Annotated in this window: 20 protein-coding genes; all 20 read left to right on the top strand. The window is 57.8% G+C overall.

Annotation, left to right across the window (positions count from 1 at the left end):
* Window position 1: 1 nt before the first annotated feature.
* The 20 genes from FX155_RS09510 (at window position 2) to FX155_RS09415 (ending at window position 19,001) form a co-directional block, all read left to right on the top strand.
* Window positions 2–598: a lysophospholipid acyltransferase family protein gene (locus FX155_RS09510; protein ID WP_022488339.1), complete on the top strand. Its 597-nt coding sequence runs from the start codon at window positions 2–4 to the stop codon at window positions 596–598.
* A gap of 3 nt (window positions 599–601) precedes the next feature.
* A complete protein-coding gene (locus FX155_RS09505) occupies window positions 602–2,650 on the top strand; it encodes a bifunctional 4-hydroxy-3-methylbut-2-enyl diphosphate reductase/30S ribosomal protein S1 (RefSeq protein ID WP_022488338.1) in 2,049 nt (682 codons plus the stop codon).
* Between the two features lie 28 nt (window positions 2,651–2,678).
* On the top strand, window positions 2,679–3,725 hold the full coding sequence (fni, locus tag FX155_RS09500; RefSeq protein WP_154488523.1) for a type 2 isopentenyl-diphosphate Delta-isomerase: 1,047 nt from the start codon (window positions 2,679–2,681) through the stop codon (window positions 3,723–3,725).
* Between the two features lie 24 nt (window positions 3,726–3,749).
* Window positions 3,750–5,081 (top strand): ribosome biogenesis GTPase Der, encoded by a 1,332-nt coding sequence (gene der, locus FX155_RS09495; RefSeq protein WP_022488336.1) that lies wholly within the window; start codon window positions 3,750–3,752, stop codon window positions 5,079–5,081.
* 15 nt (window positions 5,082–5,096) lie between these two features.
* The gene (gene plsY, locus FX155_RS09490) at window positions 5,097–5,699 is read left to right on the top strand and encodes a glycerol-3-phosphate 1-O-acyltransferase PlsY (protein WP_154488522.1); all 603 of its coding nucleotides are present in this window, start codon (window positions 5,097–5,099) and stop codon (window positions 5,697–5,699) included.
* Between the two features lie 225 nt (window positions 5,700–5,924).
* Window positions 5,925–6,917 (top strand): NAD(P)H-dependent glycerol-3-phosphate dehydrogenase, encoded by a 993-nt coding sequence (locus tag FX155_RS09485; protein WP_022488335.1) that lies wholly within the window; start codon window positions 5,925–5,927, stop codon window positions 6,915–6,917.
* A gap of 73 nt (window positions 6,918–6,990) precedes the next feature.
* Window positions 6,991–7,443, top strand: a complete 453-nt coding sequence (locus FX155_RS09480) for an ACT domain-containing protein (RefSeq protein ID WP_022488334.1) — start codon at window positions 6,991–6,993, stop codon at window positions 7,441–7,443.
* 117 nt (window positions 7,444–7,560) lie between these two features.
* Entirely contained in the window at window positions 7,561–8,871 is a 1,311-nt protein-coding gene (locus FX155_RS09475) for a homoserine dehydrogenase (RefSeq protein WP_154488521.1), read from the top strand.
* A gap of 17 nt (window positions 8,872–8,888) precedes the next feature.
* Complete coding sequence (gene thrB, locus FX155_RS09470) at window positions 8,889–9,821, top strand: homoserine kinase (RefSeq protein WP_022488332.1); 933 nt, start codon at window positions 8,889–8,891, stop codon at window positions 9,819–9,821.
* 12 nt (window positions 9,822–9,833) lie between these two features.
* Window positions 9,834–10,499, top strand: a complete 666-nt coding sequence (locus FX155_RS09465; RefSeq protein ID WP_154488520.1) for a metal-dependent hydrolase — start codon at window positions 9,834–9,836, stop codon at window positions 10,497–10,499.
* Window positions 10,500–10,681: 182 nt separating this feature from the next.
* Window positions 10,682–12,109: a sodium:solute symporter family protein gene (locus tag FX155_RS09460; RefSeq protein WP_154488519.1), complete on the top strand. Its 1,428-nt coding sequence runs from the start codon at window positions 10,682–10,684 to the stop codon at window positions 12,107–12,109.
* Between the two features lie 63 nt (window positions 12,110–12,172).
* Window positions 12,173–13,354, top strand: coding sequence for a glucosaminidase domain-containing protein (locus tag FX155_RS09455; protein ID WP_154488518.1), 1,182 nt, complete (start codon window positions 12,173–12,175; stop codon window positions 13,352–13,354).
* Window positions 13,354–13,821: a tRNA (cytidine(34)-2'-O)-methyltransferase gene (locus FX155_RS09450; RefSeq protein WP_041666608.1), complete on the top strand. Its 468-nt coding sequence runs from the start codon at window positions 13,354–13,356 to the stop codon at window positions 13,819–13,821. Before FX155_RS09455 ends, FX155_RS09450 begins: the two co-directional genes overlap by 1 nt.
* Complete coding sequence (gene queD, locus FX155_RS09445) at window positions 13,818–14,180, top strand: 6-carboxytetrahydropterin synthase QueD (protein WP_012938575.1); 363 nt, start codon at window positions 13,818–13,820, stop codon at window positions 14,178–14,180. The genes FX155_RS09450 and queD overlap by 4 nt, the downstream gene beginning before the upstream one ends.
* Entirely contained in the window at window positions 14,177–14,941 is a 765-nt protein-coding gene (folE2, locus tag FX155_RS09440) for a GTP cyclohydrolase FolE2 (RefSeq protein ID WP_195839650.1), read from the top strand. Before queD ends, folE2 begins: the two co-directional genes overlap by 4 nt.
* Before the next feature lies 1 nt (window position 14,942).
* Entirely contained in the window at window positions 14,943–16,139 is a 1,197-nt protein-coding gene (gene folP / locus FX155_RS09435) for a dihydropteroate synthase (protein ID WP_154488516.1), read from the top strand.
* Window positions 16,130–16,609, top strand: a complete 480-nt coding sequence (folK, locus tag FX155_RS09430; RefSeq protein WP_106787565.1) for a 2-amino-4-hydroxy-6-hydroxymethyldihydropteridine diphosphokinase — start codon at window positions 16,130–16,132, stop codon at window positions 16,607–16,609. The genes folP and folK overlap by 10 nt, the downstream gene beginning before the upstream one ends.
* A 3-nt stretch (window positions 16,610–16,612) precedes the next feature.
* Complete coding sequence (locus FX155_RS09425; protein WP_074738618.1) at window positions 16,613–17,338, top strand: hypothetical protein; 726 nt, start codon at window positions 16,613–16,615, stop codon at window positions 17,336–17,338.
* A 10-nt stretch (window positions 17,339–17,348) separates the two neighbouring features.
* Window positions 17,349–18,560 (top strand): glycosyltransferase family 2 protein, encoded by a 1,212-nt coding sequence (locus tag FX155_RS09420; protein WP_195839648.1) that lies wholly within the window; start codon window positions 17,349–17,351, stop codon window positions 18,558–18,560.
* A 111-nt stretch (window positions 18,561–18,671) separates the two neighbouring features.
* Window positions 18,672–19,001 carry a hypothetical protein gene (locus FX155_RS09415; RefSeq protein WP_154488537.1) on the top strand — a complete coding sequence of 110 codons (330 nt, stop codon included), beginning with the start codon at window positions 18,672–18,674 and terminating at the stop codon, window positions 18,999–19,001.
* Window positions 19,002–19,045: the final 44 nt, after the last annotated feature.

Below are 19,045 nucleotides of genomic sequence, written 5' to 3'. Positions count from 1 at the left end.
CATGTGGTACCGCTTTGTCCAGCTGATTTTTTCCATCCTGTTCCGGATCATTTACCGGCTCCGGGTCATTGGACGGGACAACATCCCCAAAGAGGGACCGGTAGTGATCGCCTGCAACCACGTAAGCCTGCTGGACCCGCCCATGGTGGGCACGGCCTCTTCCCGGCCAGTCCATTTCATGGCCAAAAGTGAGCTGTTCGTACCGGTGCTGGGAACCCTGTACAAAAGCCTGGGAGCCTTTCCGGTCCACCGGGGAGCAGGGGATGCCCATGCCATCCGGACAGCTCTTACCATCCTGAAGCACAAAGAGGTGCTGGGGATCTTCCCGGAAGGCCACCGGAGCCGGGACGGGAAACTGGGCAAAGCCCAGCCCGGGGCTCTGGCCATTGCCCTGAAGGGGAAGGCGGAAGTGGTGCCCACCTGCATCCTGGGCAGCGACCTGAAACGCCGGAAAAGCTTCTGGCCCAGGATCACCGTGGTGTTCGGCAAGCCCATGAAGCTGGAAAACGAACAGGGAAACAAACTGAAAGTGGAGGAGCTGAGCGAAGAGCTGATGAAGGAAATCCAGGCTCTTATGGACGCGCACAGCGATAATTGACGGATGAAAATCTATGTTGCAGACCCCTGCGGATTCTGTTATGGAGTAAAAAGAGCAATACACGTTGCAGAACTGCAAGCAAAAGGGTATAATGATAGTATTGCCACTCTGGGTGAATTGGTTCATAATCCCCGTGTTGTCGAAAAACTGAAACAGCAAGGTGTAGAATGCAAGGAGAAGCTGGCGCAATTCGCGGCTGGCGATACAGTCATATTCCGATCCCACGGTGTGGGCCCTGCTCTTTATGAGGAGGCCCGCCAGCGGGAACTGAAAGTCATCGATGCCACTTGTCCTCATGTGCGGAAAGCACAGAAAACGGCTGCCGAACTGGCGGACGAAGGCCGTTTTGTCATCATTATTGGGGAGAAGCGTCATCCTGAGGTGCAAAGTATCAAGGCTTGGGCAGGCAGCGATTCTGTGATCATCGAAACACCCGATGATCTTGGATCTCTTCCTGAAAAAGATAAGTTTGGGGTAGTCAGTCAGACGACTTTTGAAGCTGAGAAGTTTAACCTTCTGCTTCGAATGGCTCAGGAGAAACGTCCGGGCGACTATAAAGTCGTGCGAACCATTTGCACTGCCACCGCAGAACGACAGGCTGCCGCACGGCAGCTGGCAGGGAAAACAGATGCTTTCTTCGTGTTTGGCGGCAAGAACAGTGCCAACACGAGACACCTGTGGGAACTGGCCAGGGAAATCAACCCCCGTTCCTATCTTTTGCAGGACGCCAGCGAGATCACTGGACCGATGCTGGCCGGAGCACAAAAAATTGGCATCACTGCTGGCGCATCGACGCCGCAGGAAATTATTGAGGAGGCTATTGGAACTATGGAAACGATGGAAAGTTTGTTGGGCGAACAGGAATGCATGAAATTGCACATTGGCATGATTGTGGAGGCTACCGTGGTAGAGGTGACCGATGATGAGGTCGTGGTAGACTTCGGGTATCAGAGTGAAGGTTCTGTGGCCTTCGACCAATGGACTTTGGGTGGGACCAAGGACACCGTAGCCCCCACTGTGAAACCGGGCGACAAAGTGACCCTGAAGGTTATTGCCAGCGAAAACCAGGATGGTCTGGTTGTTCTGAGCAAAATCAAGGCTGAAGCTGACCAGGCTTGGCTGAAACTGCCGGAAGAACTGGCTGACAAGAAGACTGTTCAGGTAAAAGGCCTGCGGGCTGTAAAAGGCGGCCTGACTGTTTCCTATGATGGACTGACTGGCTTCATCCCTGCTTCTCATCTGGATCTGAAGCATGTGGATGATGTGAAGGAATATGAAGGCAAAGACCTGGAAGTTTCCCTGCTGGAAATCAACCCGGAAAAGAAACGTCTGGTATTCTCCCGGAGAAACGTCCTGCGTGAAGAACGGGCTGCCAAGAACGCTGCCTATAAAGAAGAAAGAGCCAAACGGGAAGAAGAACGGAAAGAAGCCCTGGAAAAGGCTTTCCAGACCTTCCATGAAGGCGAAACTGTGGAAGGGACCATCAAGAGCATCGTTGATTTCGGTATGTTCGTGGAAATCGCTCCCATGGTCCAGGGCCTGGTGCACATCTCTGAAGTGTCCTGGGACCGCAGCGTGAAACCGGCTGACCTGTACAAAGTGGGCGAAAAGATCAATGTGTACATCAAAGGCCTGGATGAAGAAAAAGGCCGGATCAGCCTGTCCATCAAAGCTCTCCAGGAAGATCCCTGGGTGGCTGCTGCCAAGGAATTCCATGTGGGCGATGTAGTGACCGGTACTGTGGTACGGTTCCTGCCCTTCGGTGCCATTGTGAAACTGAACGACAAGAACGAAGGCATGATCCACATTTCCGAAATCGCTGAACAGCGGATTGAAAAACCGGAAGATGTTCTGGAAATCGGCCAGGAAGTGAAAGTGAAAGTCCTGCGTGTGGATACCGAACACAAGAAGATTGCCCTGAGCATCACCAAAGCCAAGGAAGATGCCGAAAAGGCTGAAATGCGTCAGTATCTGGGCAAGAAGAGCACTCTGTCCCAGGGCCTGGGTGAAAAACTGGCTGAAGCGGAAGCCGAAGCAGAAGCTCACAAATAAGCTGTCGGAATAAGCGGGGTTTATACAGATGAAAAGCCGGGAGAGCCGTAAAATCGATCACATCAAGTATGCCGTGCACCTTGAGGATGGTCCAAGGGCCACCGGCTTTTCTGATGTGCAGGTGATGCATCGCTGCCTGCCCCAGGTGGACCGGAGGAAAGTGGACCTTTCCACCAGCCTGCCCGGGGTGGGCATTCTGCCCCACCCTCTGGTGATCGACGCCATAACGGGAGGGGCGGAGAAAGTCACCCATCTGAACCGGAAACTGGCCCTGATCGCCCGGGAAACCGGGTGTCCCATGGCCGTAGGGTCTCAGTACGGAGCCGTCCGGTCCGGAGAGTATGCAGACACCTACAAAGTGGTCCGGGAGGAGAATCCCGACGGGGTGATCTTTGCCAACGTCAGTGCACTGGCCACTCCGGAGGAAGCCCGCCGGGCTGTGGACATGGTGGAAGCCCAGGCCCTGGAGATCCATCTCAACAGTGCCCAGGAATTGGCCATGGAAGAAGGGGACCGGGATTTTTCCCGCTGGCTGGAACAGATCGCCGCTATCTGTGAACAGTCGGAAGTCCCTGTAATCGTGAAGGAAACAGGCTGCGGTATGGAACGGGAAGACGCCAGACGGCTGCTGGACTGCGGGGTATCCATCCTGGATACCGGCGGGGCCGGCGGCACCAATTTCCCGGCCATTGAATGCTGCCGCAACCGGGAAGGGAACAAAGAACTGATCGAGTGGGGCATTCCTTCGGCCCTGTCCCTTCTGGAAGTGGTGGAAGCCAAAGGCTGGCAAAAGGGCATTATCGCTTCGGGAGGCATCCGGACGGCCCTGGACGTGTTCAAGGCCCAGATGCTGGGAGCCAATGCTGTGGGGATGGCTGGAAATATCCTCCGTTTTGTCCGGAACGGCGGGGGACCCCAAAGAGCCATAGACTGGATCCGGCAGCTGCTGGAAGCTGTGAAAGATTTTTACACCCTCACCGGGTGTACCAGAGTGGAGGACCTGCGGCAGGTGCGGTATTATGTTACCGGGGACCTGGCCGCAGCGGTCCGCGCTCTTCCCTACGGGGAAAAATGAATTTAACTGAAAGAGGTTCTTTCCATGAGCAAACCCATAGTTGCCATTGTCGGCAGACCCAATGTCGGCAAATCAACACTATTTAACATATTTGCCGACAGCCGGATCTCCATTGTGGAAGATACCCCCGGTGTGACCCGGGACCGTCTCTATGCTGACGCGGAATGGCTGGACCGGAAATTCACCATGGTGGATACCGGGGGCATTGAAATGCAGAATACTGATTCCATTGCGGTTTCCATCCGCCAGCAGGCGGAAATTGCCGTGCGGGAAGCGGATGTGATCCTGTTTGTGTGTGATGCCCGTACCGGGATTACCAACGACGATATGGAAGTGGCCAAAATGCTCCGCCAGTCCAAAAAACCGGTGGTGCTGGCCGTGAATAAGGCAGATACTCCCAAACAGGAGGCAGAAGCCTACGAATTCTACAACCTGGGCATCGGGGAACCCTACCTGATTTCCGCCTCCAACCGGCTGAATCTGGGGGACCTGCTGGATGCCGTGGTGGAGAAATTCCCTCCGGAATCCGACGATGACGAGGACAATGAAGACGTGATCAAGGTGGCCATCATCGGCCGGCCCAATGTGGGCAAATCCTCCATCTTCAACGATATTATCGGCCAGACCCGTTCCATTGTCAGCGACGTGGCGGGCACCACCCGGGACGCCATCGACGTGCCGGTGGAAAAAGACGGCCAGACTTACCTGTTCATCGATACTGCCGGCATGCGCCGGAAAGGGAAAATCGACGAACCCATCGAAAAATACAGCATCATCCGGACTCTCCGGGCTGTGGACCGGAGCGACGTGGTGCTCCTGGTACTCAACGCCGAGGAAGGAATTACGGAACAGGACAAGAAAATCGCCGGCTATGCCCATGAGGCAGGGAAGGGCATCGTAATCGTGGTGAACAAATGGGATCTGTATCCCAACAAGACGGTGATGTCCACGGAAGAATTCACCAAGAACATCCGCCACGAACTGATCTTCATGCCCTACGCCAATGTGGTGTACGTATCCGCTCTGACCCAGCAGCGGATCAGCCGGCTGCCGGAAATGATCAAGGATGCGGCGGAAGCCAACGCCATGCGGATTTCCACCAGCGTGCTGAACCAGGTGGTCACCGATGCGGTGGCCATGAACCAGCCGCCTATGGAAAAAGGCAAACGGCTGAAGATCCTCTACACCACTCAGGTGAAGGTAAAACCGCCCACTTTCGTGATTTTCTGCAACGAACCGGAGATCATGCACTTCTCCTACCAGCGGTATCTGGAAAATCAGCTGCGGGAAGCCTTCGGGTTCAAGGGCACGCCCATCAACATCATCGTCCGGGGCAAGAACGAGGACGAGGCATAAGGACGGTTGATGATTATGGATTACTTTCTCAGTGCACTGATCGGGTATCTCCTGGGGTCCATTTCCTGCGGGCTGCTGCTGGTGAAGCTGGTATGCGGCATCGATATCCGGGATTATGGCAGCCACAACATCGGTGCCACCAATGTGTTCCGGACCGTAGGGGCCCGGATGGCATCCTTTGTGCTTCTGGGGGATCTGCTGAAAGGGGTGCTGGCCCTGTACCTGGTGAACCGGTTTGTTTCTCCGGATCTGACGGTACAGCTGGTATGCGCCGCCTGTGCCATACTGGGCCACAGCTTTTCCTGGATGTGTGGATTCAAGGGAGGCAAAGGGGTGGCCACCGGTCTGGGGATCCTGCTGTACTTCATGCCGGAAGTGGCGGTGTTTTCTCTGACCATCTGGCTGGCAACGGTATTCGTTACCCGTTATGTGTCCCTGGGGTCCATCCTGGCGGCTCTGGCGGCTCCTTTTTCCGCCTGGTACCTGGGGTATGACTGGAAACTGGTGGCCTTTGCAGGCCTGTGTGCCATCGTTGTGGTGGCCCGTCACTACCAGAACATGATCCGCCTGAAAAATGGCACAGAAAGCAAGATCCGGCAGGGACATTGGAAAAAATGATAGGGGTGTGAAAGGATTTACACCCCGGTCACGGGTCGCGGGCCATGGGCCGCGAGCCTGGACGCTGAATCCGGTTGTTCTTTTTCTATAGAATGATAAGGTAACATCGGTTGGAATCAAAAAACGGGTCTTCGGTTTGCACCAACAAGCCCGCGACTCGAGACCCGCGACCAAAGGGCTGTTGCACCTGCAACAGCCCTTTCTATTTGCAAAGGAGTTGAAACCATGAAAGCAGCTGTGATTGGGGCCGGGAGCTGGGGAACGGTACTGGCCCAGATCCTTTCGGACAACGGCCGGGACGTGTGCCTGTGGGCCCGGAACCCGGAGAAGGCGGCAAAGATCCGGGAAACCCGCTGCAACGGGGATTACCTGCCGGATTTCCGGCTTTCCCCCTCCATCCAGGTGACGGCGGATTTAAAGGAAGCTGTCACGGGAGCGGAAGTCCTGGTGTTCGTGGTGCCTTCCAAAGGGATGGGGTCCATTGCCCGGCAGGTGGCGGCCATCACGGACTGCCGCAGCCAGGTGATCCTTACCTGCACCAAGGGATTTGATCTTGCCACCCATAAACTGATGACGGATATCCTGGAGGAAACTTTCCCCCGGGCCCGGGCCATTGCTGCCCTCAGCGGTCCCAACCTGGCCCGGGAAATCGCCCAGCAGCAGCCGGCTGCCACGGTGATTGCCTGCCGGGAGATGAAAGAGGCCCGGTTCCTCCAGCAGTGCTTCCTGACTCCCTACTTCCGTCCCTATACCTCCACGGATCTTGTGGGGGTGGAACTGTGCGGCTGTGTGAAGAACTGCATTGCCCTGGTGGGAGGGATGCTGTCCGGCCTGGGGCTGGGAGAAAATGCCCAGGCGGGACTGATCACCCGGGGACTGGCGGAACTGACCCGGCTGGGGGTGAAGATGGGAGCCCGGCGGGCCACTTTCTTTGGTCTGGCCGGGGTGGGGGACCTGATTGCCACCTGCACCAGCCCTCTCAGCCGGAACCGGTCCGCCGGCTATGCCCTGGCTCAGGGCAAGACCCTGGAGGAGATCACCGGCGGCACCCATATGGTCATCGAAGGGATCAACGCCACGCCGGTGGTCCGGGAACTGGCCCGGGCCCATCAGGTGGAAATGCCCATCATCGAACAGCTGTACCAGGTGCTGTTCCAGGGAAAGGATGTGCGCCAGGCCATCGGGGATTTGATGAAAAGAACTGCCAAGAAAGAGTAGCATTATTCCACGCACTATGATATAATGTCTTCCTAGGAAGGATTAACATTCTTATGGAAAGGATAGATAACACATGAACAACGAGAAGAAATCAGAATTTTATTTGGTAAGAGAAGAAATTCTTCCAGAAGCAATCAAAAAGACCATCCTGGTCAAAGAAATCCTGAAGCGGGGTAAAATGAAGACTGTCAACGAGGCCGTAAGCAAAGTGGGGCTCAGCCGCAGTGCTTACTACAAATACAAGGATTATGTCTTCCCGTTTTACGATGCCAGCAAGGAAAAGGTCATTACCATTTCTCTGCTGCTGGAACACAAGCCTGGGGTACTTTCCAGTGTGCTGAACACGATTGCTGCCGATGGGGGGAGCGTCATCACCATCAACCAGGGTGTGCCTCTCCAGGGTGTGGCCAATACCACCATTTCGGTGGAGACCAAGTACCTGAACATCGATATGGAAGCCCTGATGGACAAACTCCGGCTCATTGACGGAGTGAAGCGGCTGGACGTGCTGGGCCAGGTGGACTGACCCGGGAAAGAAAAACAGAGGAACCGGCTTCCCGGAAGGGGTAAAACAGGATATCTGCAGGATTTTCAGAGGGCTGTCGTTTTCGGCAGCCCCTTTACAACAGGAGGATGAGGGGAATTGGCTAAGAACGAACAGAAGAAAATCAACATCGGACTGCTGGGAGCCGGCACCGTGGGGGGCGGTGTGATCCTGGTGCTGAACCAGAACCGGCCGCTGATCACCGAACGGGTGGGGGCGGAAATCTGCATCAAAAAGGTCCTGGCCCGTCATCCGGAAAAGGTCCGGGCCCTGGATGCCTCCCTGGCCACCACAGACAAAATCGAAGACATTGTCAACGATCCGGACATTGACATTGTGGTGGAACTGATGGGACGGGAACACCCGGCCCTGGAATACATGGAGGCGGCGCTGAAAGCCGGCAAGAACGTGGTCACCGCCAACAAGGACGTAGTGGCCGTCCATGGAAAGGAACTGTTCGAACTGGCGGCGGCCAACCATGTGGACTTCCTGTTCGAAGCGGCGGTGGCCGGGGGGATCCCCATTATCCGTCCTTTGAAGGAAAGCCTGGCAGCCAACAAAATCAGCAAGATCATGGGGATCATCAACGGTACCACCAACTACATGCTTACCAAAATGACCCAGGATCATATGGATTTTGCGGAAGTGCTGAAGGAAGCCCAGGACAAGGGCTATGCGGAAAGCGACCCTACCGCCGACGTGGGGGGCTTCGACGCAGCCCGGAAGATTGCCATCCTGGCCTCCATTGCCTTCAACAGCCGGGTGAGCCTGGACGATGTGTATGTGGAAGGCATCGACAAGATCTCTTCCCGGGACATTGAATACGCTGACGAACTGGGCTATGTAATCAAGCTCCTGGGGATCGCCAAGCAGAAGGAAGGCAAAGGGGTCAGCGCCCGGGTCCATCCCACCATGCTCCGGAAGGACCATCCCCTGGCTACGGTGAACGATGTGTTCAACGCGGTGTATGTGGAAGGCCAGCCCGTAGGGGAAGCCATGTTCTTCGGCCGGGGCGCCGGACGGATGCCTACGGCCAGTGCCGTATGCGGGGATATCATCGAAAGCACCCGGAACATCCTGGCCGGCTGCACCGGCCGGGTAGGCTGCACCTGCTACGAAGCCAAACCCATGCTGCCCCTGGAAGAAATCATCTCTCCCTGCTACATCCGGATGCTGGTGGAAGACCAGCCCGGTGTCTGGGCCACCATTGCCTCCGCCTTCGGGGAAAACAAGGTCAGCCTGAAGACCGTTGTCCAGAAACGGTCCCTGGGCACCCTGGCGGAAATCGTGGTGATCACCTACGGGGTCTCTGAGTTCGCCCTGCGGAAAGCCGCCGACGCCCTGTCCAAACTGGCTGTGGTAGCCCGGATCTGCAACATCATCCGGGTGGAAGACAGCACCCTGGACTGAGGAAAGAGGCGCTGACCATGGCAGATATGTTGAAAAAAGTGACGGTACAGGTCCCTGCCACCTCCGCCAACTGCGGACCCGGGTTTGACTGCCTGGGGCTGGCCTGTACCCTGTACAACCGGTTCACCTATGAACGGGTGCCGGAAGCAGAAGGCATCCAGGTGGAAGCGGAGGGCCAGGGAGGGGAATCCCTGCCCCAGGGCCGGAACAACCTGGCGGCGGAAGCTTTCTGCATCCTTTGGGAAAAACTGGGGAAACCGGCCACCGGCCTGCGGATCTCCACCCGGATCGAAGTTCCCGTATCCCGGGGCCTGGGCAGCAGTTCCACTGCCATTGTGGCCGGGCTTACAGCGGCCAATGCCCTGGCGGGCAGCCCTCTTTCCAAAGAGGAGCTGGTGACGGAAGCCACCCGGATCGAAGGCCACCCGGACAATGTGGCTCCGGCCATTCTGGGGGGCATTACTGTGAATGTCATGGAAGAGGGGAAGGTGGAAAGCCTGAAGCTTGCCCTGGCCAGACCCCTTCAGCTGGTGGTGCTGGTGCCCTCCATCCCCCTGCCCACTTCCAAGGCCCGGGCGGCTCTGCCCCAGGAAGTGTCCCACAAAGATGCGGTGTACAATGTAAGCCGGGCGGCTCTCCTGGTAGGGTCTCTTTTGACCGGGGACTATCACTTCCTGCGGACGGCCCTGGAAGACCGGCTCCACCAGCCCTACCGGCTGCCCCTGATCCCGGGAGCGGAAGAAGCCCTGGAAGGGGCCCGGCAGGCGGGAGCCTACAATGGAATCATTTCCGGCGCCGGTTCCACCCTGTTGGCTTATGTGCCGGCGGAGGGAGATGCCCGGAAGGTGGGAGAAGCCATGGCGGCGCCCTTCCGGAAACGGAACATCGAAACGGCTCTCCATGTGCTGGACATTGATCCGGAGGGAGCCAGAGTCATCGATATCCAATAAGGAGGAATCACCATGCTGCAGTTCCATTATATCTATCATGCCTGTTTCACTCTGTCTGACGGGAAGACCACCCTGCTGTTCGACCCCTATCTGGAGGGGAATCCGGAAGGCCTGAAGCCGGGGGATGTGGCAGCGGACGTGATCTTCATTTCCCATTATCACGGGGACCATCTGGGTTCTGCCTATGAAATCGCCAAAAAACAGGATGCCCTGATCATTTCCACGGCAGAAATCGCCAATGATGCAGCCCAACACGGGCTCCGGTCCCATGCCATGCACCTGGGGGGCACCCATCAGTTCCCCTTCGGCCGGGTGCGGGTGACCCCCGCCTTCCACGGCAGCGGTATTGCAGGCGGCCACGCCTGCGGGTTCATGGTGGAATTCGGGGGAAAGACCGTGTATTTTGCCGGGGACACCAGTGTCTTCGGGGATATGGCCCTGCTGCCCCGACTGGAAACCATCGATGTGGCTCTTCTGCCCATTGGGGACAACTTCACCATGGGCCCCAAAGACGCCCGTCTGGCGGCGGAACTGCTGAATGTGCCCCTGGTGATCCCCATCCACTACAACACCTGGCCTCTCATCGCCCAGGATCCTGCAGCTTTTAAGAAGGAAGTGGAAACCACCACCCAAAGCAAAGTGCTGGTGGTGGAACCGGGGAAGACGGTGGAATTGTAAAAAAAAGGGGGTGTGAAAAGGTTCACACCCTCGGTCACTGGTCTCTCGGCCAGTGACCAGTGACAACCAGAGGGGGTGACGCATTGCGTCACCCCCTCCTTTACAATACGCCTCAAGTAAAGTACAATGATGATTGTTGAGTTCCAGTCGCACCTTACTATAAACTGCTTGGAGTGATTTTCATGAATTTGTATCTTGGGGTCATTGTAGGTTATGCGCTTTTGCTGATCCTCCTGGGTCATCTGGTGGGGAAACATGTGAAAGGTGCAGCGGACTTCTTTGTGGGCGGACGCTCCTTCAATGCGGGGCTTTTGTTCACAACCCTGATTGCAGCCAACATCGGAGCAGGTTCCACAGTGGGGGTAACGGGACTGGCGTACAAATTCGGGGTTTCCAGCTGGTGGTGGATCGGCTGCAGCGGCCTGGGGTCTCTGATTCTGGCCTACATTGTAGGGCCGGCTGTGTGGAAAGTGGCCCGGAAGTACAATCTGTACACCATGGGGGATTATCTGGATTTCCGCTATTCCCACGCTTTCCGGGGAGTCACCTCCACCATGATGGCCATCGGCACCCTGGCTCTTTTTTCCGGCCAGCTGCTGGGCATTGCCTGGATCCTGAATGTGGTGGCGGGGATTGAAAAACTCTACGGCATCATCATCGCCGCGGTGGTTGTGACTCTGTACTTTTCCGCTGGGGGCATCAAAAGTGCCGCCATTGTGAATATCATCGAACTGATCGTGATCCTCTTGGGATTCTGCATTGCCACACCCTTTGCCCTCCAGTATGTGGGAGGATGGAGCGGACTCCAGGCCGCTGTGGCCAGCCATATGGCCGATCCGGCCCTGACGGCGAAGTATTTTGCCTGGGATGGCATGGGCACCACCGCCATTGTGGGGTATTTCCTCATGCTGACCCCGGCTTTCTGCATCTCTCCGGGGCTCATCGGGAAAGTCTATGCGGCCAAAGATGAAAAAGCCGTCCGGGTGGGGACCCTGTGGAACGGCATCGTCCAACTGGCGTTCGCTTTCCTGCCCATGCTTATCGGCATGTGCGCCTATGCGGCCTTTCCGGATCTGGGGAACCAGGAACTGGCCCTGCCCAAGGCCATGAAGGAAATGATGCCTTTCGGGGTATCCGCACTGGCTCTTTCTGCTATTTTTGCCGCAGAAGTGAGCACCTGTGATACGGTGCTGTATATGCTGGCCACTTCTTTATCCAAGGATTTGTACAAAACCTTCTTCCGTCCGGATATTTCCGATGAGGAACTGCTGAAGGTCAGCCGGAAACTGACGGTGCTCTGCGGCATCGCCGGGATCTTCATTGCCTGCTACATGGCCAACATCATTACCGCTTTGGCCATTTTCTATTCCCTGATGACCGTATCTCTGGCAGCTCCCTTCCTGTTCGGCCTGTTTACGGAAAAAGCCTCCACCCGGGGGGCCTTCTGTTCCGCCGTGCTGGGGGTGGCTGTGGTGCTGGGGCTGAAGTTTTTCAATGGAGGCAAGGGCATCGGCATCCTGAATTCCACCAGCCTGGGGATCATTGTGGCTGCTGTGGTGATGCTGGTGAGCCTGTGGGTGTTCCCCCGGCAAAAAACTGGGGAAAAATAAGGAAGACAGTGGGGAAGGGGAGCCTGGCTCCCAAAAATCTATTGAGTAACGAGGTATGACCCATTGAACAAGAAACAGAAACGGCTGGCCCTGGGCCTTGTACTGGCCGGCCTTTTGGGGACCGGCACCGCCTGGGCCTCTCCCCTGGAACAGGGTGTGAAGCCGGCGGAAACCGTTCTTTTGGACGAAACTGATGGACCGCTGTCCCATGTCCAGAAAAAGAAACAGGACAAGAAAGAAAAAGTACAGAGAAAAGAAGAAGTCCGGAAAACAGATGAGGAGCAGGAGAAAAAGCCCCTGAGCTTCCGGGAACGGATCCGGCGGCACCGGAAAGAAGAGGACAAAAAGGACCGGAAACAGAAAAAAGCCCGGGACCTGCAGGAGAAGAAACCGGCCCGGGAAGAAAAGACTCATACGGCGGAACCTCCCAAAAAGGAAAAACGCCGGGACAGAGAAAATGAACGTCCCAGGACTCCGGTGATCCGGGATCTGGGGCCGGCGGACCAGGACAGCCTGGTGATCCGGAAGGGTATGATCGCTGTAGTGGGAGAAAAGCTTACCCTGCCCCGGTGGCCGGACCCGGACAAACTGCTGAAGCTGGAAAACCAGGACCGTGTGATCACGGATCCCAGCCTGCAGATCATCATCAACCATCTGACCACCAGGGCGAAGATCTGGGAACTGCCGGACAACTACCAGGAAGTGACCATTGCCGGACCCGGCGAAGCCACCCGGGACCAGGCGGTGGTGCTGCTCCGCCGGTACAATCCCAAACTGCCCATCAAGGCCACCCCGGAACAGATCGTGGATCTGTACTACCAGGAAGCCAGCCGGGAAGGGCTCCGGTGGGACATCGTGTTCTGCCAGGCCCTGCTGGAAACCGGATTCTTCCGGTTCGGGGGCACGGTGGTCCCGGCCCAGAACAACTTCTGCGGTCTGGGGACCACCAGCGCTACGGTCCAGGGCGCCTGGTTCCCCACTCCCAGGGACGGGGTCCGGGCCCATGTCCAGCATCTTATGGCCTATACCACCGACCGGCTGCCGGCCACCCCGGTGATCGACCCCCGGTACTATCTGGTGTACAAGGGCAAGGTCCAGAACGGCTTCTACACCCGCTGGTCCCAGCTCAACGGCAAATGGGCCACCGGCAGCTATTATGCGGAGAAGATCCTGAATCTCCACGAACAAATGAAAAAAATCATCGCCATTTCCGGCAATGACTGGGATGGAGGCGTATTGAAATGATGCACATTGTACTGGTGGAGCCGGAAATCCCCGGGAATACCGGGAACATCGCCCGGCTCTGCGCTGCCACAGGAGCCAGCCTGCATCTGGTGCGGCCCCTGGGGTTCTCGGTGGATGACAAATACCTGAAGCGGGCCGGGCTGGATTACTGGCACCTGGTGGACATCCACTACTATGATTCGGTGGAGGAGGTACTGGCTGCCTATCCGGACAGCCCCCGGTTCCTTTTGACCACCCATGCCCACAAATCCTACAGCCGGGTCCACTACGGCCCGGATTCCCTGCTGATCTTCGGTAAGGAAAGTGCCGGTCTCCCGGAAGCCTTCCGGCAGGCCCACGAAGAGGAGTGTGTGCGGATTCCCATGGTTTCCGAAGCCCGGTCCCTGAACCTGGCCAATTCGGTTTCCATTGTGCTTTATGAAGCTTTGCGGCAAAACGATTTTGATCTCCAGGAGGGAACCATATGATCTGTATCAAGGAATTCGAGTTTGACGCAGCCCACTATCTGCCCAACTACCACGGCAAATGCGAGCATCTCCACGGCCACACCTACAAGCTGGTGGTGAAGGTGGAAGGCCATCCGGACCAGGAGGGGATGGTACTGGATTTTGTCCAGTTCAAGCATACGGTGAAGGACCTGGTGGTGGACCAGCTGGACCACCACTGCCTCAACGACATCCTGCCCCAGCCTTCGGCGGAAAACATCGCCGTCTGGGTCTGGAACAAGCTGAAGGAACCGCTGACCGGGGCCAACTACACCCTGTACGAAGTCCAGGTGTGGGAAACCAGGACCAGCGGCATTGTGTACCGAGGTGAATCATGCTGAAAGATGTCCAGGCGCAGCAGGATCTGCGTCACATTGCCCTGAAACACGTGGGAATCCGGAACCTCCGGTGGCCCATCCTCCTGGCGGACCGGGAAAAGGGAACCCAGCACACGGTGGCGGAAGTGGCCCTGGCGGTGGATCTGCCCCAGGAACAGCGGGGGACCCACATGAGCCGTTTTGTGGAATGTCTGAAACAGGTGGGGGCCATCCGTCCCCACGAACTGGAAGAAGTGCTGGACCATCTCCGGCAGAAACTGGAAGCCCGGAAGGCCCTGCTGGAATTTTCCTGTCCCTATTTCATCACCAAGAAGGCCCCGGTCAGCGGCATTGAAAGCTACCTGGACGTGGACTGCCATTTCCGGGCGGAAAAAGGGGAGACCTTCTCCCTGGAAGTGGGCGTGGATGTGCCCATCCATACCCTGTGCCCCTGCTCCAAGGAAATCAGCAAATACGGCGCCCACAACCAGCGGGCCTGGGCAAAAATCCGGATCCGTTCCACCCAGCCGGTATGGATCGAGGAACTGGTGGAGATGGCGGAAAAAGGGGCGTCCACCCCTCTGTATTCCCTGCTGAAGCGGCCGGACGAAAAATGCGTCACGGAAATGGCTTATGAGAATCCCCGGTTCGTGGAAGACGCGGTCCGGGAAATCGCCCTCCAGCTCAATGGGGATCCCCGGATCGACTGGTATACGGTAACGGTGGAAAGCGAAGAAAGCATCCACAACCACAATGCCTTTGCCACGGTGGAGAAAGAGGTGTGACATGTTCCTGACCATTCCGTCTGAACGGATCCGCTATGAAATGGAAAAAATCGAAGTCCATCCCATGGGGATGGAACTGATGGCTCCCAAAGCTTCGGTGGAGCCCCTGAAGCTGCTCCAGATCCGCACCCCGGCTGCCAACATCCTGAAACAGGAAATGCTGGCCCTGGGCGGGGAATGTGTGAACCCCAAGGGCACCATCAACTGCAGCCTGGACCGGGTGGATGTGATTCTCCTGGGGAACCGGCGGCAGTACCGGAAGCTTTTGACCAAGCTGGGGACCATGGCCAACTGGTTCGGCATCCAGTCCATTATGGACGACCTGTGGGAATTCCTGGAACCGGGACCTGTGGTGACCCTTCTGGCGGACGGCCGGAAGCTGACCTATGAAAAAATGCGGGTGATGGGGATCCTGAACGTGACCCCGGATTCCTTCTATGCCGGATCCCGGATCAGCGGGGAGGAAGCCCTGCTGAAAAAGGCGGAAACCATGCTCCGGGATGGGGCGGATCTGCTGGATATCGGGGGAGAATCCACCCGGCCGGGGGCGGATCCCGTGACCCCGGAAGAGGAAAAACGCCGGGTCACCGGGGCCCTTTCCGCCCTGCGGAAGCAGTTTCCGGAGGCCATCCTCAGTGTGGATACCTATCATGCGGAAACGGCCGAAGCGGCCCTGGCCGCCGGGGCGGACATCATCAACGACGTGACCGCCGCCACCGGGGACGGACGGATGCTGGACGTGGCCGCCCGGGCCAAGGCACCCCTGGTGCTGATGCACATGCGGGGGACGCCCAAGACCATGATGGGGGACGAAATGAAGACCTACCACAATGTGGTGGGAGAAGTGTCCCAGTACCTGCTGGAACGGGCGGCAGCCTGTGCCCGGGCGGGACTGGGAAAGGACAAGGTGATCCTGGATCCGGGCCTGGGCTTTGCCAAGGATCTGGAAGGGAACCTGGCCCTGTGCCATGGGCTGGGGGAAATGACCGGCCACGGCATCCCGGTGCTCCTGGCCGGCTCCCGGAAAGGGTTCATTGGCAAGGTGCTGGGGGATCTGCCCGCGGAAGAGCGGCTGGAAGGGACCATGGCCCTGTCGGCGGCGGCTCTGTACGCCGGGGCCCAGATGGTGCGGGTCCATGATGTGAAGGAAAATGTCCGGCTGATCCGGATGCTGGAGGCGATCCGGAGATGCCAGTAGCCTATGTGGCCCTGGGCAGCAACCTGGGGAATAAAGAAGAAAACATCCGCCGGGCCCTGGAGCTGATGGAGAAACACGGCATCCGGGTGCGGCAGGTTTCGCCTCTTTTGGCCACGGAGCCCTATGGGGTGACGGACCAGCCTGAATTCCTCAACGGGGCGGCGGAAGTGGAATGGACGGGGGATCCGGAAAGCCTGCTCCATACCCTCCTGGCCATCGAGCAGGAAATGGGCCGGCAGCGGAAGCGGCACTGGGGAGAGCGGAACATCGACCTGGACCTGCTTCTTTTCGGGGACCAGTGCATCCACAGTGAAGACCTGGTGCTGCCCCATCCGGATATGGCCAACCGGAGCTTCGTGCTGGAGCCCCTGGCCGCCATTGCTCCCCAGGCAGTCCATCCGGTATTCCACCGGACCATCGGGGAACTGTGGCAGGATCTTCAGAAAAAACAAACCAGAAAGCAGGAATGAGTCATGGGTGAACGAGTGAAGACAGGCGTGGTCCTGTTTCTTCTGTATACGGTATTATTTGCGGTTTCTCAATTGTATCAGGTGGTGCCCGGCCTTAGCGGGCTGCGGATCCAGGCCATGCTGTCCGTACCCTACGGGCTGATCTTCGGCCGTCTGGGTGCCATTGCGGCGGCCCTGGGAGCAGCGGCGGGGATGGCCCTCACCGGCGGCAGTTCCAATTTCATCCCCATTGAATTCCTGGGAGCCCTGCTCTCCGCCTATCTGCCCTTCCGGATCTGGCAGGGGATGCGCAGCCCCCGGGAACCCTATCTGTGCGTGGAAGACCAGCGGACGGCCACCATGTTCTTTGTCCTGAGTGTGATCGGGGCCGTACCCATGGCGGTGTTCCCGGCAGTGGGGGGCGACCTGTACCAGGTGGTGCCGTTCCCGGCTTCCTATCCCCGGATTTTCCTGGCTTCCCTGGTGTGCACCGTAGTGGGGGGCTTCCTGGTGTACAGCCAGGCGGCGCCCCGGATGTTCCGGGGTGCGGGAGAAGCCCTGTGGAACCGGATCCGGGACAACAAGGGAACCACCCGTAGCATGGCGGTGGCCATGCTCCGGATCGCTTTGACCGGGGGCTTCCTGGGCCTGGGCCTGGCTTTTATCTTCCCCAATGAATTCGAACTGATCATTGTGGAATATGTAATGGGGATCTTTGCGGCCCTGCTGTTCATCCTGACCGCTGTATGAGGGACCTTCCATGATGTATCGACTGACCTTCATCGTCCAGCTGCTGCTGGTGGTGACCTTTCTCTGGACCTGCAGCACGGTATTCATGGGCCTTCTGACCCGGCGGAAAGAGAAACCGGTGACGGGAGAACCCAGCCGGTTCGCCATCCTGGTCTGCGCCCACAATGAAGCCAATGTGGTGGGGAAACTGTTCCAGAGCCTGGAAGACCAGGACTATCCCGGGGACCTGTACCGGGTGTTCCTGCTGGCGGACCACTGTGAGGACGGAACCCCGGAGGTGGGCCGGCGGTATCCCCATGTGACGGTGCTGGAACGGAAGGAAGGCCCCCGTACCGGAAAAGGGGCGGTGCTCAGTTGGGGCATCCCTCTCATCCGCCAGCGGTATGGCGGGACCTTCAGCCATATTGTGATCTTCGATGCGGACAATATGGCGGACCGGGGGTTCCTGGCGGCCCTGGACGGCAGCTTCCGACGGGGAGCCCGGCTGGTGATGGGAAACCGGCTGCCCCTGAATCCCTTCGACAACCTGATTTCCCAATGGTACAGCATGTACTGGCTCAGTGTGGACCTGTTCAGCAAGCCCCGGGCCAATGTGGACCTGCCGGGGATCATCTCCGGCACCGGGTTCGGCTTCGATGCTTCCCTGCTGGATCCGGAAGGCTGGCATACCCGGACCATTGTGGAGGACATGGAATTTTCCATGCAGCAGAACTTCAAGGGCGTGTTTTCCGTTTACCAGGACGATGCCCGGTTCTATGACGAGCAGCCGGTGACCTGGAAGGGGATGGTGAGCCAGCTCCGCCGGTGGATGACCGGCAACTATCAGATTGCCCGGGAGTACCGGAAGGAGTGGCTGGCCCATTTCCGGGCCCGGCCCGATGCCCGGCTCATCGACAATTTCGTCCCTATGCTCATGTGCGTGGTGTTCGGCTTCTATTTCCTGTCCAATGTACTGTGGGTGGGGTACCATGCGGTGGAAGGCAGACCCCTGTTTGCCCTGAAGGACGTGCTGTGGTGGACCATGCTCTATGGGCTGAGCCTGGTGATGGGCACCTGCGCCATCAAGGCCGGGGACCTGCCGGTGAAACGGATGCTGCCCGGCATCCTCACCGGAGGCTTTTTCTGCATCTTCCTGTCCCTGGTGGCCGTCTGGTCCGTGTTCTTCCCCCAAAAGCAATGGATCCCCATAGCCCACGTGCACCAGGAGGGGCCGGAGAAATAGGGGGCAGCAAAGCTGACCGTTGACAAAGGGGCTGTTGCATGGGCAACAGCCCCTTCTTATGGTATAATGGATACAGAATATTCAGCCAGAGGAGGGATTGGGATGAAAAAAATGACACGGAACCTGGTGGGTCTCCTGACGGTGCTCCTGAGCCTGCTGTGGGCTTCTGCAGCCCTGGCTTCTTCTCCCATCAGTGCTGACGGAACCTTTAACGGTATCCGCATGGCCGGCAAAGTACGGGTGGTGGAATACAATCCGGACATCAAAGTCCAAGTGGTCACCAGTTTTCCGGATCTGAAGGTGAAAGTGGTGGATCATTTTCCGTCCGCCATCGGGGAATGGCAGTTCGTGGAATACGGCGAAGACTTTACCATCCAGTTCGTCACCAGTTTTCCGGACATCCGGATCAAGTACGTGACCAGTTTCCCGGGGATGCCTTGATGTGAGTGGAGAGTGAAGAGTGCAGAGGGAAGGGGAACCACCCC

Origin of the sequence: Acidaminococcus fermentans, from assembly GCF_009696675.1 — a bacterium.
In the GTDB taxonomy this organism is placed as follows: domain Bacteria; phylum Bacillota; class Negativicutes; order Acidaminococcales; family Acidaminococcaceae; genus Acidaminococcus.
Note: the sequence above shows the minus strand (reverse complement) of the source record. Positions and strands in the feature narration are given on the sequence as shown.

Excerpts from the sequence above, each read along its gene's own strand:
- fni (WP_154488523.1), top strand. The coding sequence starts at position 2,679 with ATGAAAAGCCGGGAGAGCCGTAAAATCGATCACATCAAGTATGCCGTG.
- FX155_RS09505 (WP_022488338.1), top strand. The coding sequence starts at position 602 with ATGAAAATCTATGTTGCAGACCCCTGCGGATTCTGTTATGGAGTAAAA.
- thrB (WP_022488332.1), top strand. The coding sequence starts at position 8,889 with ATGGCAGATATGTTGAAAAAAGTGACGGTACAGGTCCCTGCCACCTCC.
- FX155_RS09415 (WP_154488537.1), top strand. The coding sequence starts at position 18,672 with ATGACACGGAACCTGGTGGGTCTCCTGACGGTGCTCCTGAGCCTGCTG.
- FX155_RS09420 (WP_195839648.1), top strand. The coding sequence starts at position 17,349 with ATGATGTATCGACTGACCTTCATCGTCCAGCTGCTGCTGGTGGTGACC.
- FX155_RS09450 (WP_041666608.1), top strand. The coding sequence starts at position 13,354 with ATGCACATTGTACTGGTGGAGCCGGAAATCCCCGGGAATACCGGGAAC.
- FX155_RS09480 (WP_022488334.1), top strand. The coding sequence starts at position 6,991 with ATGAACAACGAGAAGAAATCAGAATTTTATTTGGTAAGAGAAGAAATT.
- FX155_RS09425 (WP_074738618.1), top strand. The coding sequence starts at position 16,613 with ATGGGTGAACGAGTGAAGACAGGCGTGGTCCTGTTTCTTCTGTATACG.
- FX155_RS09485 (WP_022488335.1), top strand. The coding sequence starts at position 5,925 with ATGAAAGCAGCTGTGATTGGGGCCGGGAGCTGGGGAACGGTACTGGCC.
- der (WP_022488336.1), top strand. The coding sequence starts at position 3,750 with ATGAGCAAACCCATAGTTGCCATTGTCGGCAGACCCAATGTCGGCAAA.
- FX155_RS09460 (WP_154488519.1), top strand. The coding sequence starts at position 10,682 with ATGAATTTGTATCTTGGGGTCATTGTAGGTTATGCGCTTTTGCTGATC.
- plsY (WP_154488522.1), top strand. The coding sequence starts at position 5,097 with ATGGATTACTTTCTCAGTGCACTGATCGGGTATCTCCTGGGGTCCATT.
- folP (WP_154488516.1), top strand. The coding sequence starts at position 14,943 with ATGTTCCTGACCATTCCGTCTGAACGGATCCGCTATGAAATGGAAAAA.
- queD (WP_012938575.1), top strand. The coding sequence starts at position 13,818 with ATGATCTGTATCAAGGAATTCGAGTTTGACGCAGCCCACTATCTGCCC.
- FX155_RS09465 (WP_154488520.1), top strand. The coding sequence starts at position 9,834 with ATGCTGCAGTTCCATTATATCTATCATGCCTGTTTCACTCTGTCTGAC.
- FX155_RS09510 (WP_022488339.1), top strand. The coding sequence starts at position 2 with ATGTGGTACCGCTTTGTCCAGCTGATTTTTTCCATCCTGTTCCGGATC.
- folK (WP_106787565.1), top strand. The coding sequence starts at position 16,130 with ATGCCAGTAGCCTATGTGGCCCTGGGCAGCAACCTGGGGAATAAAGAA.